The organism is Dulcicalothrix desertica PCC 7102 (genome assembly GCF_003991905.1).
Lineage (GTDB): Bacteria > Cyanobacteriota > Cyanobacteriia > Cyanobacteriales > Nostocaceae > Dulcicalothrix > Dulcicalothrix desertica.
Window position 1 is genome coordinate 119,071 of sequence record NZ_RSCL01000014.1, and the last position, 16,868, is coordinate 135,938.

13 protein-coding genes are annotated in these 16,868 nt (G+C 36.5%); 1 reads left to right on the forward strand and 12 read right to left on the reverse strand.

Annotation, left to right across the window (positions count from 1 at the left end; all coding sequences use genetic code 11):
* Positions 1-101 precede the first annotated feature (101 nt).
* From DSM106972_RS27635 to DSM106972_RS51565, 11 genes are all read right to left on the reverse strand, one after another.
* Entirely contained in the window at positions 102-1,211 is a 1,110-nt protein-coding gene (locus DSM106972_RS27635) for a glycosyltransferase family 4 protein (protein ID WP_127083702.1), read from the reverse strand.
* A 134-nt stretch (positions 1,212-1,345) separates the two neighbouring features.
* Positions 1,346-2,539: a glycosyltransferase gene (locus tag DSM106972_RS27640; protein WP_127083703.1), complete on the reverse strand. Its 1,194-nt coding sequence runs from the start codon at positions 2,537-2,539 to the stop codon at positions 1,346-1,348.
* 10 nt (positions 2,540-2,549) lie between these two features.
* Positions 2,550-3,797: an O-antigen ligase family protein gene (locus DSM106972_RS27645; RefSeq protein ID WP_127083704.1), complete on the reverse strand. Its 1,248-nt coding sequence runs from the start codon at positions 3,795-3,797 to the stop codon at positions 2,550-2,552.
* A 73-nt stretch (positions 3,798-3,870) separates the two neighbouring features.
* Complete coding sequence (locus DSM106972_RS27650) at positions 3,871-4,974, reverse strand: glycosyltransferase (RefSeq protein WP_127083705.1); 1,104 nt, start codon at positions 4,972-4,974, stop codon at positions 3,871-3,873.
* Between the two features lie 45 nt (positions 4,975-5,019).
* Entirely contained in the window at positions 5,020-6,171 is a 1,152-nt protein-coding gene (locus DSM106972_RS27655) for a glycosyltransferase family 4 protein (protein ID WP_127083706.1), read from the reverse strand.
* Entirely contained in the window at positions 6,168-7,547 is a 1,380-nt protein-coding gene (gene murJ / locus DSM106972_RS27660; protein ID WP_127083707.1) for a murein biosynthesis integral membrane protein MurJ, read from the reverse strand. The genes DSM106972_RS27655 and murJ overlap by 4 nt, the downstream gene beginning before the upstream one ends.
* Positions 7,548-7,576: 29 nt before the next feature.
* On the reverse strand, positions 7,577-9,619 hold the full coding sequence (locus tag DSM106972_RS27665) for a nucleoside-diphosphate sugar epimerase/dehydratase (RefSeq protein WP_233787025.1): 2,043 nt from the start codon (positions 9,617-9,619) through the stop codon (positions 7,577-7,579).
* 1,083 nt (positions 9,620-10,702) lie between these two features.
* Positions 10,703-11,221, reverse strand: coding sequence for an acetolactate synthase small subunit (gene ilvN / locus DSM106972_RS27670; protein WP_019492237.1), 519 nt, complete (start codon positions 11,219-11,221; stop codon positions 10,703-10,705).
* 71 nt (positions 11,222-11,292) lie between these two features.
* Complete coding sequence (locus DSM106972_RS27675) at positions 11,293-11,907, reverse strand: molybdenum cofactor guanylyltransferase (RefSeq protein WP_127083708.1); 615 nt, start codon at positions 11,905-11,907, stop codon at positions 11,293-11,295.
* A gap of 12 nt (positions 11,908-11,919) precedes the next feature.
* The gene (locus tag DSM106972_RS27680; protein ID WP_127083709.1) at positions 11,920-13,986 is read right to left on the reverse strand and encodes a thioredoxin domain-containing protein; all 2,067 of its coding nucleotides are present in this window, start codon (positions 13,984-13,986) and stop codon (positions 11,920-11,922) included.
* A gap of 54 nt (positions 13,987-14,040) precedes the next feature.
* Positions 14,041-14,193 carry a QAALIT motif small membrane protein gene (locus tag DSM106972_RS51565; RefSeq protein ID WP_158632884.1) on the reverse strand — a complete coding sequence of 51 codons (153 nt, stop codon included), beginning with the start codon at positions 14,191-14,193 and terminating at the stop codon, positions 14,041-14,043.
* Between the two features lie 299 nt (positions 14,194-14,492).
* On the opposite strand from DSM106972_RS51565, the gene clpP reads away from it, so the two are divergent.
* On the forward strand, positions 14,493-15,101 hold the full coding sequence (gene clpP / locus DSM106972_RS27685) for an ATP-dependent Clp endopeptidase proteolytic subunit ClpP (protein ID WP_127083710.1): 609 nt from the start codon (positions 14,493-14,495) through the stop codon (positions 15,099-15,101).
* Between the two features lie 83 nt (positions 15,102-15,184).
* Here clpP and DSM106972_RS27690 read toward each other — a convergent pair whose 3' ends face one another.
* Positions 15,185-16,243: a slr1353 family protein gene (locus DSM106972_RS27690; RefSeq protein ID WP_127083711.1), complete on the reverse strand. Its 1,059-nt coding sequence runs from the start codon at positions 16,241-16,243 to the stop codon at positions 15,185-15,187.
* Positions 16,244-16,868: the final 625 nt, after the last annotated feature.

Genomic DNA, 16,868 nt, shown 5'->3' on the forward strand with positions numbered 1-16,868 from the left:
GGCAATTTAATTGAATTAGCCTACGGGTTAATTAAACATTGTGCTTTGTAACAGTGTGTTTGATTAAAATGAGGGAATTTTAAAAGCAATAATTATTAAGTTTACGCAAGTAATACCTGCAAAACTTGGTCAGAAATTTTATTCCAATTTAGTTGGCTACGTACCTTATTTTGAGCAGCTTTAGAAATAGATTTTAAGACATTGCAATTTTTGAAAAGATTAATAATATGGTGAGCTAAATCTTCAGGATTTGGTTGATTAATAATAATACTATCTACACCATCAGCTAAAAAATCTGTTATGCCATTCGCATCATTAGAAGAAACGATGCAAGGAACTCCATAATTCATCGCTTCTACTAGGAAAACCCCAAACGGTTCACATCTTGCTGGAGCAACAACTAAATCACTTTGAAGAAATAGATTTTGTAAAGTATATTCAGACCTTATATCTCCTGGATTTTCTACTCCGTCAATGGTCTGGGTAAGCTTTTTTCCAATTACAACTAACTTGGCTTTAGGAAAAACTTTTTTAACCATCTTAAATGCATCTAAAACTACATCTCCACCTTTTCGGTCAAAATCAGAGCCATTAAATAAAATTTGCTGAGAACCAATTGCTTTCTCCCCCATATAAGGTTCAGCAAAATTTCCAGATGCACCAATCACTGTCACTTTATCTGTTGAAATATTATAATCGGTTACTAATGAATTTTTGACTAAGTTACTCATAGTAAAAATATGTTGAGCTTGCTCATAAGACTTATTTTCACATTCCAACCATGATTTAAATTCTTTGTCTGTCTGAAAAGGTGCAAAAGGAGGATAATTTCTTTGAGCTAAAGCCATTGTATAGTCTAAATACATTGTATAAGGAATTTCATAATTATTCCAGAATGGGCAACATAGACTGAAAAGATGAAAAACTAAATCAGGTTTATAGTCAAGGTTTTGAATTTCTTTTTCAAGCTTTTGAGAACGTTTTATAAAAGCTTGAGAATTTTTAAAAAACCCATCAGAATTACTCAAAGATACTCCATGATTAAGACAATATAGTAATCTTCTAAATCTACGATAGTTTTTCGGTTCATATAAGTAACCTATAGGCAAGTAATCTATACGTTTAAAAGAATTAGATAATTGAGTAAACAAATACTTATGACGTTTTAAAAATAATTCTTCGCCAGTTACTAATACATTTTGATAGCTCATAATTATTGACCTCTGTAATTGATTATTTAAATCTTAAATGTACAACGTAGCTTCAATACAAACTAATTAGTAACATTTAGTTGACTAGTCCTTAATTAACAAATTGCAAAATAACTTTTATTTTCTGATTTTATCTATTCATGAGGAGATGATAATTCTAGTTTATTTTTTAAATACTCTATTTTTATTAGTGATTTTTTGTCAATAATTTCAGTATACAACTTTTCATATTGCCAGACAATATTTTCTAAAGAAAAATAATTAATTATTCGTTCTCTAGCTGCTTTTCCTAAAGCTTCCCTACCCGCTAAACCCATAGCAATCAAATCTTGCCAAGCATTAGCCAAAGCTTCTGGATTCCGTGGTTGTACAACTCGACCTGTATTACCAACAATCCATCCAGAATCACCAACATTTGTTACTACACAAGGAATACCACAAGACATAGCTTCTCCTATGACTAAGGGAAAAGCTTCTCCATAAGCAGAAGAAACACTTAACACATCTAGTGCAGAAAAAATATTAGATGTATCACGACGTTCTCCAAGTAAATAGACTTTATTGCTAATGTCTAAATCCTGAATTAACTCTAACAAACTCTGATTGCTATAATCAACATCTCTACCAGCTAGAACAAAGCGAGCATGAGGAAATTTTTCAGATAGTAGTGCTGCCGCTTTAAGAAAATTAGCATGGTCTTTCATTGGATGATAACGACAAATCAATCCAATTAAAAATGTATTTGGTTCTAAACCAAGTTCAGTGCGAAATTGGCATTTATTTTCCAGCGATGCTTGAAAGTGTAACGTATCAAAACCATTAGGAATAACACAAGTATTATCTGGATAATATCCCAATACTTCATGTTGTTTTTTACTGTTATGAGATACAAAAACGACTTTGTAATTAAGCTTGGAAACCAAAATACCTAATTTAATCAGAATTTGCGTAAGTATTTTTTCAGACTTTAAAGAATTAATAGAATGGTGAATACACCAAATGACAGGTATTTTTTTGAAGTTAAAAAGATTTGCAAACTGTGCAGCCATATTACCTTGATACATCCAACCCTGGATAATATCAGGCTTAATCTCATTGACTGTACGTATTAACTTCCAAGCAGCTACTAATGTAGGTTTTCCCGGTTCCATATCAATCGTATGGACTGGTATATTTAAAGATTGTATACGTTCACCAATTGTACCATTATCCATTAAAGAAAGAACAACGGGGCTAAATTTTTCTCGATTAATTCGTGTTAACAATTGATACAGCATTACTTCGGCGCCACCAGTGTAAAGACCAGTTGTGATATATAAAATTTTCATAGACAATATCCTAATTTTGATAATTCAAACTTGTGCTACTTAATTGTTTTGTTTGGCTTTTTTTGGACATGACACCCATTAAAGAAAAAATAGTAAGGGTTTCGCGATCATAGACAACTGTGTTGCTAAATATTGACCAAATTAAAGTAAAAACTACTAAGAACAAACCCAAATTCTTTGCTTCACCATTAGCTCTATTTTGAACAGCAAAAACTAACCAAGGTAAAATAATAATTCCCACTATTCCATGTTCGAGCATATATGACAAATACATGTTATGCGGTAGAATCTCACCCCAAGTTTTGACAAAGCCAAAACCATGACCTGAAAGTGGGCTTTCTAAAATTTTTTGCCAAGAATATGTAACTACATCTAAGCGAGATGTATCATCAGAAGCCTGACGCGAGGTAGGATTAGTAAAAGTTGAAATTCGAGTTTGTAAATCGTGATTAATAATTCCTAAATTTGAAGCTTCAGATTCAAGAAATTCTCCTAAAATTGAAAAGTTTAAAATTAAAGCTAAAACACCTGCAAAAATAAAAATTAACTGTTGCTTTGGTAATATTTTTTTAATAAAAAATAACGTCATTAAAATTATCATACAAATCATACCACCTCGAGAGAAAGTGGTAAACACACTCAAAAATACGATTAAGCAAAAAGGTAAGCGGTATTTCGGAGGTAACAAACCAACAGTCAAGATTAAACCGTTAATTAGTACGCAAGCAGCTTTATTTGGATCTGTATAAAAGCCTGCTGGACGTCCGGTTGGATTAAATGTAGTTAAGGTATGCCATATTTCTGGTTGAAACAACTCAGCTATGAAGGTATAAATGTTCCAGAAAATAACACAAAATATACTTATTCTAGTAACTCTAATAATAATATCTTTACCACAAAAAACAAACGAACTTACACACAAAAAAATTACTACTAAAATTCGATCATCTAATTCTTGGTTAACTAAATCGTTTTTGATAGTGAGCAAGTAAGAAAGGAAAGAAAAAACAATATAAAAAATACACCATCCTAAAAGTGCATTAGGAAAGTATTTATAGTTAAAAGAGAGAAACGAAGGTACTAAAGGTATAGCAGCTAAACCGACAGCTAGGACTAATACGTAAGGAGGAGGAGTGTAACCAGAATCAAACCAATAAATATCTGCCGCTGTGAAGAAAACCCCAACAACTACCACTGCTAAAAAACACTGATAATACACAAGAAAATTATTAGTTTTCTTAGAAGATGAAATAGTCATAAGTAGAATACCGTAATGATTATCTGAAGGAGTATCTCAATCAATATTTTAAAAAAAGTTAGTTCAGAAAAAATTACGCCGCAAACAATAAACTCAAATACTCGGAAACTGAACGTTCGACAGAAAAATCCTGTGCCCTCTTCATCAATGTTTCTCTACTTACAGTATCATCAAGTACAGCGAGCATCGCCTCAGAAAGTGCGACAGCATCTTGAACTGGCACTAAATAACCGTATTTACCTTCGTCTAAAATTTCGTCTGGTCCGCTAGGGCAATTAGTAGAAACCACAGAACAACCACAAGCCATTGCTTCAATAATTACAGTTGGTAATCCTTCCCAGCGAGATGAAAGTACAAATGCTTTGGCATTGTACATATACGCATAAGGGTTGTCAACAAACCCAGGTAAGGAAATATCTTCTGCAATACCTAGTGCATTAATACTTAATTCTAACTCTGCTCTTAATTCACCTTCACCTAAAATAATCAGTTTAGCTTGTCTTTGTTTTCTTAACAGTGCAAAGGCATGAATTAGATTTTGAAAATCTTTCTGTTCAGATAAACGCCCTACAGCTACAAATACTGGTGGTTCTTCTTGCCTAAACCAAGGATGTTCTACATGCATTTGTGCTTTCTTTAAGATTTCATCATCAACTATTGGATTGTGGATAACATGAACTTTTCCTTTTGGAAAAGCAAGTACAGACTCCAAATCTTCAGCTACACCTTTAGAAACTCCGACAATGGCGCCTGCACGAGGATAAAGAGTATGCACAAGCAGCGAAAATACTCTATTTAACAGTGATTTTGAATTTTTGATAGAGGCAGATAAATTGTTTTGTTCTACCAATACCAATTTAGTGTTTGTACCAGAAATCTCTTTTGCTAAGGCAGCTGCCACATTTGCATATTCTATATGTGAAATTAGAACGTCTGGTTTGTGATGTTTTAAATACTGAGCTAAAGGTAAGATAGCTTTTAATACTCTGCCTGCACCTAAATCTACAATACGTACTTCCTTCGGTACTTGGTTTAAATAGGGACCCATTGCATTAGCTAAAACTAAATCTAAAGTAAAATCTCTTCCTGACATACCTTTGAAAAGCTTAATTGCAGCTTTTTCAGCACCACCACCAAATAAACTGGGAAGAAAACAGGCAATTTTTTTTGTCTTCATAGCTTTACTCACAAGATATTACTAAACTTTTATTTATTGAAAATATTATGAAATTATGTCTTTGAGGTTATATTTATATTTTTCAAGCAAAACTAATTTAAATAAATTTTCCCATTCACTTAATATTTTTTCTATACTAAAGCGTTCCGTTACCTCTGGTGCGTAAGTGCTTAAACGTTGTCTAATTGTTTCATCAGACATTAAATGATCCATAGTTTTTGCCAACGATAAGACATCTTCGCTCGGTACTAAAATTCCATCTATACCATCACGAATAATTTCTCTGGGTCCGCTGTGACAATCAGTTGAAATTACAGGTAATCCACAAGCCATTGCTTCACCAAGAGCCATTGGAAAAGCCTCATGTCGGGAAGACATGACAAATAATTTTGCTCTCTTTAAAATTGCAAATGGATTGTTTATAACCCCTACAAAAACTACTTTACCAGATAAACCTAGATTTTCTTTCATTTCTTCCAACTCGTCATATAGTTCTCCTTTTCCTAATATCAATAGCTGCCAGTCCGGATGAAGATGAGCAATTTTAGCAAAAGCAGATAATAGGATATCAAATCCTTTTTGAGGTAGTAATCTTCCCATTGCTACAACCCATTTTTTTCCTGGGTCAACGTCTCTATTCAGAAAATTAATAATTTCTTTGTTGTCTTGTTTGTTTGGCAATATAAAAGGATTATAAATGACTGCCCTTTTACTTTTTGCTAGCCAATCGAAAGCACAATCTACTCCCTTACTTACGCTCACAACTCGATCTGCATAAGGATAAGAAAGACGTCGTAGCAATTCCCATATTCTTCCGTAAGAAAACATTTTTGGGTCTGAGTGTTCCGTTACAAACACAGGTAATTTACTATGGAACAAAGAAACTATTGTGAGGATATTTGTTGATGTTAAGTGTGAAAGAACTATATCTGGTTTAGTAGAAATTATAGCTTGTCTTAACTTGATTAAACGGTGCAAATTGTTGTAAAGAGCTTGAAAGATATTTATAGAATCACTCATAATCCCTAAAGCGACCCTAATTACACCCTCTGGCAAGCTGTAAAAATCTGTCTCTCTCCCGTAAAGCGTGATTACTGTGACTTTATGTCCCCTGTCAATTAATCCTTTTGCAATTAATACTACAACTCTTTCTGCTCCACCACTATATAGCGCTGATACTACTAATGTAATATTCATAAATTTACCTCACTTTTACTATTACTAGTGATTTCTTTCAAATACTTAAAAGAGAATAAGAGTAAAAAAATAAATGACACTAAATAAACAATACTAGTTGATAGAGCAATACCTTGAATACCGAAGAAATGCATTAATGTATAATTACCTATCACATTAACTATTAAGTTTAAAGCAGAACCCCACATTAAAATACGATTTTTTTTGATAGAAATTATTAATTGAACTAGAAAAACTGCTCCAACATAGAAAGGAATTTGCAAGGCATAACAATTCTGAATTTGGGATACTAATTGAGTATCTTCCGGTGTAAATGAACCTCTCTGTAAAAGTAATTTTACTATTGTCTCAGAAGCCAATAATAATAATGCCGTAAATGGCAAAGTCACAAGAAATATTAACCTTAGATAATGCTTTAGTGTGTGTAAAACACCTTGCCAATCATGGTGAGCAACCATTTTAGAAAAATAGGGAGTTACTGCGGTATTTAGCGCTGTGGTAGTTAAGAATATTGGCAATACAACCACCTTATCCGCATAATTCAGTGCTGCTACACTTCCTGGAGCTAGCATTGCTGCCATTGACTGGTCTACTATACCAGTACTACACATTAAAAAAGCAGCAGTAACAGATGGTAAATATTGAGCAACTACTTGACGCAAGTTTTTACTAAAACCATGCCATTTTGGTAGTACCGAAATCCCCTGCCTTTTAAGTTCTAGCCCCAAAATTATGATCTCTAATGTCGTACCGCCAAGTAACCCGGCAACTAAGGAAAAGGTTTTCCAAGACTCTAAACTTAGTAGGAATACTATAGTTGCTGCTGGTGTTAGTGTTGGAGTAAAAGCTGAAAGAGCAAAACGCTCTCTCGCATTCAAAATGGAACTAAAAATTATGATACAACCACTAATTAAAACAAATGGCGATACTGCATAAATTAAATGAAAAGTCAGTTCTGTTTTTTGTGTATTAAAACCTTTCGTAATTAAAGGTACATAGATTGGCGCAGCTACTACTATTAAAATAGCCGTAATAACTAATAGCGACAATGCTAGAGACATAGCTCCAGATAACAAAGATTGAGCTGACTTTTTGCCTTCTTTTTCCAAAACTTGAATGTATGTTGGTACTAAGGCTTCATTTAATGCTCCTGCAACAATATTAATGATAAAAAAAGGAACCATTATAGCAATAAAGTAAGCATCTAATTCATCACCAGTACCAAATTTCCAGGCAACTACTAATTCTTTAAGAACAGCTATCCCTTTGCTAAATCCAACTCCTAGACCAACAGTAATTGCTGCACCGAGTATTTTTCTATTAGTTGAACCAGTTGTCAGTCTATTCCATAAACTCAGTATTTTTGTTAGATACATGATGCTCTATATATTTGACTCAAGCTACTTTAAGCACTTTTTGCCTCTGTTCTCGGATACTTATTAATATTATTTAACGGTACCTTGTCATTAGCTGAAACATCGACTTGTGGATTGTTGTCCAAATACTTAGGTTTATAACCCGGCGCCACCTGTTCAAGCAAAAACATAATAGAATTAGCATCATTCTTAGCAGCAGCTTGGCAAAGTGCATTCACAGCAGTATTCAAATTATCAGGAATTATTTGACTTGCATTCTTCACCATGAATAGCTTTTCATGCTCTGTAGGGTCATACTCTTCACCTTCTATAAACAACTCCTCAAATAACTTCTCTCCCGGTCGCAACCCTGTAAACACAATATCAATATCTTTATTGACCTCATATCCCGACAACCTAATTAACTCCTCTGCTAAGTCTACAATTTTCACTGGTTGACCCATATTTAACATCAAAACTTCACCTCCTCTACCAAGTACTGCTGCTTGCAACACTAATTGCACCGCTTCAGGAATGGTCATGAAGTAACGACATATATCTGGATGAGTAACTGTTATAGGACCACCTGCGGCAATTTGTTTCTTAAATGTAGGAACAACACTGCCACGACTTCCTAATACATTACCAAAACGCACTGCTACATAAGGCTTTCCACTTTGCTTCGCTGCTTGCAATACCAACATCTCAGCCACTCGCTTACTGGCGCCCATCACATTAGTAGGGTTCACAGCTTTATCAGTGGATATCATTACAAAGTGATTAACATTATATTTCAAAGCTAATTCAACTAAGTTTCTAGTACCCACAACATTATTACTTACCGCTTCAGCAGGATTAACTTCCATTAGAGGTACGTGCTTGTGTGCAGCAGCATGGAAAACTACATCCGGCTGATGACGCTCAAAGGCGTGCTGTAAACGGTCTCGGAAGCGAATATCTGCGATAAACGCCGATAAACGTGGGTTATAACGTAAACTTTTACTTTCCTCTTTGAGTAGTTGAATTACCTGCTCAAGCTCCTGCTGAATGTTGAATACCGAATTCTCACCATGTCCAACTAATATAATTTCACTAGGACGACATTTAAGAATTTGACGACATAATTCACTACCTATCGAACCTCCGGCGCCTGTAATTAGAACCTTTTTGCCTCGAATAAACTTTGCAACACGCTCAGTTTCAGTTTGGACAGGTTCACGACGTAGCAAGTCTTCAATTCTGACATCGCGAATGCTTTCAACGCGAACACGACCATTCAAAATCTCATTAAGTCCAGGTACTGTACTGGTTTGAATATTAGCCTTTTTACAAATATCAACAACATCTCGAATTACTTGCCCTGCAACACTTGGCATCGCAATAATCGCTCTACGAGCATACAGTCTTTTAGCCGCTTCAGGAATCACACTTCGGGCGCCGACAACACTCACACCGCGAATGCGTGTATTTAACTTTTGTGGGTCATCATCAATAAAAGCAACCGGACGCAAACCAAGATGAGGATTACGCTGCATCTCTTGCACTAAAGACACTCCAGCATTTCCGGCGCCGATAACTATAACACGCTCCTCTAAATCAAAACTAGCACGTCGCTGTTGAAGACGTTCAGTGACTCTAAAACTAAAGCGAAGTCCACCAATCATCAGACATGTAAGCAATCCATCAATGAATGGTAGTGACTCTGGTAGTCCATTTACAGTTGCTGGCAAAACAAATATCAAAGTATCAAATAGTATTACCTGAACAATTACTGCCGCAGTTGTAAGAACACCTACATATACCAGTTCCTCAATACTCGCATAGCGCCAATAGCGACGATAAAATCCAAAGCTCCAAAAAACAGCTATTTTAATTACTAAAAATAGCCCTGTTGCTATCGGTAAACTTTCTGCATACGATTTTATATCAATTTTTCCGTCTAGACGCAAAAGTAATGCTAGTAACGGCGTTATGGAAAATATTAATACGTCAACAACAAATAAATCACGATTGCGTAGCTTTAGCAACAGTTTTGAAACTATATTTAAAGTATTTTTGACTAACCAGTGAGAAACGAAAAATAAAATGTTCATATCCGTCCAGTCCTTCTGGGAAAATCCGCACGCACTTCCACGAAACACACGTTCATAAACATATGTTCAAGCTAAGTGCGCTAGTATAACTAACCGTTTGGTAGCAAACTTTGTAGTTGTAAAACTTACACAATTAAAACTCGACTAGTTATTAAAACTTAGCCCATTGATATGCATTTAAAATTGATTTAAGTGCCTATGCAAGCTATTCTAAAGCTGCATCGTTACAAATACTAAAGCAGCTATATTCTAGTAGATGGGTAGATAACCTGCACTCAAAAACTTAAAAAAACAGGGTTTCTAAGCAAAATCGTCGATTTTATTACAATATCTCAACTCAGAAACCGGGTTTCTAGACTTTTGTTACTTTTATGTGTTGTATTTAAAACGAACATATGATTATGCACCCTCAGACACTACACCTTTCTTAAGTGATAATACTTAAAAAAATACTTTTCAAACATGCTTTTACTAGTTTCTGTCACCGACACTAATCATGAACTAATGTAATTACGACAGATACCTCAAAACTAAAATGCTCTGAGTTCTAATTTATTTGTACCAAGCAAACGTTCAGAAGTCGTAATTAACGCTTAACTGTCCCCACTGCCTATGAGTGAGAACTGAGATAGCTAGAACGCTACTTGGTATGGAAAGCTAACACCCAAACATTGCGCTTTGTTAAGCTTTGTTCTGTGTCTTAATCTTTCCTATTTTTTTGTAACAGTTTTATCTAAATCAAGTGTGCCATTTTGGCATAACTTTTATGAATGGTGTCTTACTCCTCTAAGCAAAAACTACACATCAACTAATATCAGGTTACAAAAAATCATATTATCTTTAAGACTCTTATAGCTTTACAACCTCATACGGTTAAAAAATTAGTAATATTAATTACGTGTATCTGTCTAAAGCAAGATATAAAATGCAAAATTAAAATAAAAACTCACCAATCATAAATTAACAAAACCACACAAGTAAAAATTATGACTCCAATAAATAAAGCTAATCATTGCAGAATACCATTTTGAATCTAAACAGCATTCCACAATGAAACGTTCAATATATTCAGTATTTACTTGCCTAAACTTTAGCTTCTAATGACTTTAACAACTCCGTGTTCACACCAGATTCACGAGTCAGAACTATTTTGCCAGTACGTGCGATTTCCCTAAGCCCAAATTTTTGCAATACTTGTACTATCGCGACCATCTTACCAGGGTCGCCTACAACCTCTAAAGTCAGCGAATCCTCAGCAACGTCCACAACTCGCGCACGAAATATCTGAGAAAGCTCAACAATTTCTGAGCGGTTACTACTTGTTGCATTAACTTTCAGCAACATTAGCTCGCGTTCAACGCAAGGAGTTTCTGTAATATCCTGAACTTTCAGAACATTAATCAACTTATAAAGCTGTTTGGTTAGTTGCTCAATAATACGGTCATCACCAGGTACAACCATCGTAATTCGGGAAACACCCGATTGTTCGGCAGGCCCAACAGCGAGACTTTCGATATTAAAACCACGACGCGCAAATAAACCTGATATACGGGAAAGGACTCCCGCTTCGTCTTCAACTAGTACGGAAAGTGTATGTTTCATGGTAGGCAGCGGCAGCAACCTTAAAGATAAATTAAAGTTTAGATAATAATTGTAAACTTAAAGATGTTTCCCTACAATAAACGGCGCCGTAAATCTTCAGGTGTATTGCAGTTAAAAAACATATCTGTACTACAGTCAGGCAAAATATCAACAGTATTTTGGTCTAACCATTGCTGAAACGAACGTCCGCCTTCACTAATATATTTATTAAGTCCCAATAAACAACTTTTGCGATAAAAACCACACAAAGGTTCCCACCCTTTTTCATGCTTCGCCAAAACTGCAATTGCTTCTGCCCTACTATTCTCCAATCCTTCGATCCACCCTTGTAACACTTCCACCTCTAAATTAGGTAAGTCACAAGCTAAAAGTAACACCCACTCCGGATCAACATTCACTTCTGCTAAAGCTTGAGCAAAACCTATCAAAGGGCCATGTGTTTCTACTTGTTTAACATCATCACCCTCATAACGCGCCTCACGAATAAACTGACAACCCACTGGCAACAAATCTTCATAACGTTCTTGCCAAGGAGTAACTACATAAACATTATCAGCACAAGCTACAGCAACTTGATAAACTCGTAATAGCAAATGCGCCCCATCCACGCGGAGCATCGCTTTATCTTGCCCCATGCGCGAACTTTTTCCACCCGCCAATATAATCGCAATTACTTTTTCACTCATCCGTTACATCCGTTACATCCGTTGCGAACTTTGCTTCACCTGCTTCAACAACTGCTCTATATTATTAGGCGCCGGAAGACATTTTAATCCTTGACAAACCAAACCTACACTACCGGACGGTAAATTAGATATTTCAGAAAATACCACCGTAGGTAGATGCTGAGATATTAATAACTCTATCTGATTTGAAGTAGTGCGAATTAAAGTTGAATTCCGATACCAATCTAAAGCAGAAAACAAACTAGGACAAGCTTGGGGAGCGCTACTCATTACAGAACTAAAAGCTTGCAAACTTTTTTCTGCTAAATCTAAATAATGTAAATTATCAGTAAGCAAAGCAAGACGTACAAGATTTGCAACTGCAACTCCATTCGCTGAAGGAATTGCACTATCTTGGTAATTGCGTTCTCTAATAATCAACTCGCTTACACTGTCACTAGCTGCATTAAAGTACCCACCCAAGTCAGCACTCCATAAATATTTATTAAATTCCTCTTGCAGCAAAATCGCTGCTTCGAGAAAGTTATGAGTGCTGAGTGCTAAGTGCTGAGTGTTGTGTAAGTCGAGAAGTGCTTTAATAAAAAAGGCGTAATCTTCTGACTGTGCTGGTAAAGTTGCCTCTCCTTCATAATTTAAACGGTGCAGGCGCCCATCCACACGCTGATTATTCAAGATAAAATTAGCAGCGTTGGTTGCTAGCTCTAAGTAATCGGGAGAACGAAAGACTATATAAGCTCTTGCTAGACCTGAAATCATTAAACTATTCCAGGCAACAATCATTTTTGTATCGGTGACAGGAGGAATGCGTCCTTGCCACTCTATAGTTTTGGCTTCATGATTGTTACGTGCGGGTGTGTAACTTTTTATCTCCTTACTCGCTGCACCGTAACGCGCAATAAATAATTTTTGTAAAGCTGTCTCTACTGTATCGCTAAGTTTTATTGCATGGCGCCGCTGCAGTACATTTTTACCTTCAAAATTCCCGTTAGTAGTAAAAGTAAACTGCTGCTGTAATTCCGTTAGTTCTTCAATAGTGAGTAATTTTTCTAATTCGCTATAACTCCATACGTAAAAGGCGCCTTCTTCTGGTTCTGCTTCGTTTGGACTGGTAAAATTATCAGCGTCTTGTGCTGCATAAAAGTAACCACTCTTGCCCGTCATTTCTCTTTTTAACCATTCTACAGTCAAAGCAACAGCCCTTTCAAACGCTGGCTCAGTAAATCCTGCACTCCAGATGTTGGCTAAATACTCGACTATTTGCCCGTTGTCATAAAGCATTTTCTCAAAATGTGGCACCGTCCACGTTGAGTCAACTGTATATCTGTGAAATCCACCAGCTACATGGTCAAAAATTCCACCCAATGCTAAATCAATAGCGCGCTGTCGGCAACAAGTTTTTGCATCAAAATCTGATTCAAAGTTAAATCGAGTTCCACGTAATGCTAACTCAGCATAACTAATCATTGGGAAACGATTTCCTGGCTGTTGTGGCGTAATAATTTTTACACTAGTTGCCCAACCTCGATGTAATAACTCATTATCTTCAGCCTTAGTTACAGAACCTGCATCTAAAACAGCACCTTCAAGTAATGCTTCTAATATAACCGCCTTACGTTTTTGTAAATCAGCTTTTTCTGTATCGTAATATTGACGCAGTGCTTGTAAGACTTGTAAAAAACCCGGGCGACCGTAGCGAGGGTCAATAGGAAAGTATGTACCAGCGTAAAATGGTACTAAGTCTTCTGGTGATAAAAATACATTTAGAGGCCATCCACCTTGACCGCTCATCATTTGTAGCGATTGCATGTAAATACTGTCAAGGTCGGGACGTTCTTCACGGTCTACCTTAATGGGCAAATAATTCGCATTTATATAAGAGGCAATTTCCAGATTTGAAAAAGCCTCTCCTTCCATAACAGTACACCAATGGCAACTTGAGTAACCAATGGAAAGAAATATAGGTTTATTTTGCGATAATGCAGTGGCTAAGGCTTCATCACACCAGTACCACCAATCTATAGGATTTTCTGCGTGCTTGCGAAGATAGAGGCTTTTTGCTTGAGCAAGGCGATTAGTCATAGTTTTCGATGCACTTCTATAAGCCTTCTTATTTACTTTAGCGCAACGAACTATTTATTTAATATATAATGATGTTTGGGCAATTGGCTCAGGTCTTTCTACCAGGGTTGGTGATGTTTTGGTAGGACTTATAGAAGTTGTGCTTATTGTCGCTAACAATTGAAGCAAACAAGTTGCTACAGCAGCCTGGAAAAGTTTTTCAAACATAGCTTCTCTCTCTGGATAGATAGCAGGGGCAGCATGGGGTACCACATCATAATGCAGCTTGTACTATTTATCTACCTCTTTCGGATGATTAAATCCGGAAAACGATAGTGAAGAAGCTAGTAAAGTTATATATAGTTAACGTAAAGCCTAGAAACCGGGCTTCTACATTACAAATTTTGCTAGAAATGATAGCTTTTGATCAAGAAGCCCGGTTTCTTTGTTTAGTTGTTCGGTTAATTGGACAGCGACACTCGCGTTTAAATCGATAAAATGTACCTAAAATAACTCAATAAAGCTACATGATTCCTATCGTTATTGAACAATCGGGTCGGGGCGAGCGCGCCTTTGATATTTACTCACGACTCTTACGTGAGCGGATTATTTTCTTAGGGCAACCGATTGATAGCAATGTGGCTAACCTAATTGTTGCTCAACTTTTATTTCTGGATGCTGAAGACCCAGAAAAAGATATCTATATGTATATCAACTCTCCCGGTGGCTCAGTGACAGCGGGTATGGGTATATTTGATACAATGAAGTACATCCGTTCGGACGTGTGTACAATTTGTACAGGACTTGCGGCAAGTATGGGCGCCTTTCTTTTAAGCGCTGGTACTAAAGGTAAGCGTATGAGTCTGCCTCATTCGCGAATTATGATTCACCAACCTTTAGGTGGTGCCCAAGGTCAAGCAACCGATATAGAAATTCAGGCTAAAGAAATTCTTTACCACAAACGGCGCCTGAATGAATATCTTGCAGAACATACAGGTAAACCCTACGAGCAAATATCTGAAGACACCGAGCGTGACTTTTTTATGTCACCTGAAGAGTCTAAGGAATATGGTTTAATCGACGAAGTTATTAACCGTCACTCGGCTGGTAGTCGTCCGATGGCTGTTGTTGCCTAACACAATAACCCATATATATAGATGTAGAGACTAAACATGTTTAGTCTCTACGTGTGTATATAATCCAGATTTTTTAGGCGCCATCAAAACCCAGCAATAGGGTCAAAAGCAAGAGGGTCATCGGGTGTTGACTGAGATTCGAGGTATTGCCGAAAATCGCGTAGCTCATCAGATGTTAATAAATGACGCGAACGTTTGTTGTACTGTTTAATTAAATAATCTCTTCCTTGTTCGGTTGTCCACCCTAAGCGCTGCATTTCAATACCGATTTTGGCGATGTCGTCTGACTGGTCGGTAGTATCGGTGGTTTTCTTTTTACGTTTGGTTGTACTTGCAGAAGTTGGTACCTCTGCTGGTATATCAACTGGTGGGAGTTCAATTTCTTCAGGCGGGTTGTAATTACGTCCTGTAAAAGGTGTAACGTTGTTCGGTAACGTATTTACTGTGGGAATTGTTGGTTCTAATGGCTCAAACAATGGTTCTTTTGGCGAAAATTCGTCATATGTATCAAATGATGGCTCTTTAAATCCATTAAGCTCTGTAGCTTCTGATACTTGACTTATTGCTGGTATGTCAGGCGCCTGCGAATCTAATTCTGTATATTGCCGTAATTGTTGAGTGTTTTTGCTTTTTGCTTTTGTTTTAGATGGCGCCACAATTTCTTCTACTGGTGGTAGTTGAATATCTGGAACACTAGTTTCATCCGGTACATTATTGTCTTCATTGGTTGAAACAGCACTAAAATCAAATGTATCGGATTTTTCTATCTCTACTGGCAAAGTTGTATCAAGATTTGTTTCAAAATGTTTAATGGCGCCATTATTTTGATGGAGAGAATTATCAATACTTAAAGAAGCTTGTACAGGTTTTGCTTCTTCTAATGGTACAGGTAATGGTTGATGAGTAATAATACTCTCTGAATGTGCTTCTTTTTGTATTGCATCACCGCCAAAAAATGTAATAACTCTTTGCCTTGCAGAATCTTCGGCTGTTTCCAAAGTTTCGGCAGCTGCCATTGCGGTCGCGCGAGTCACAGCCTCAATTTGTAAACTTGCCTTAACAATATACTTACCGTTGTAGATTTGGACTAGTTCGGTTAAAAGACTGCCCGTGGGATATGAGCTAAGAAACGAACCCAACATAAATAATTATTACCAAACTCTTCAAATATTGCGTGAAATAGCATGAACGGGTGTGCTGGTTGCAACGCGACCTTATACAGTAATCAACTTACAGCCACAAACTCTTAAATGATATGAGTACACGCTTACGATTGTAGCAGTACAAAATGATTTTTTTTGAGAAGCACTAATTTTTCTAGGTGTTACAAAAAGCAATGCTATACTAATTACCTGATTTGATATCCAGAAGTATTTTCTGGAAGTACGCTCTAAATCTACAATAGTGAAGGTAAGGTTCACCCTCACAGCTTGTTGAACTGTTTACCTAATTGTTACCGATTCTACATGTGGTACAGTTGGGTTCGCGCCAATGTTTCTCGTAGTTAAAATGCTCCATGAGCATTCATTCAAAGCACAGAACAGCGTTCTTGAGCGCGACCGTCCGGAAACCAGTGATTTTTAGATAAACTGTGTTGTATTTTTAGGGGTGCTTTGTACGATTGTTCATGAAAGCGTTAAAACTTTGACGAACCAAACTCGCTCTTAGTGGCGTGCAGTAAGAGTTGGTAGACGCTTACAGGTTATATCTATATATATACTTACGTGTGTAGATATAGCCCCAAAGTGCTTTTACTCGACTTCGTTT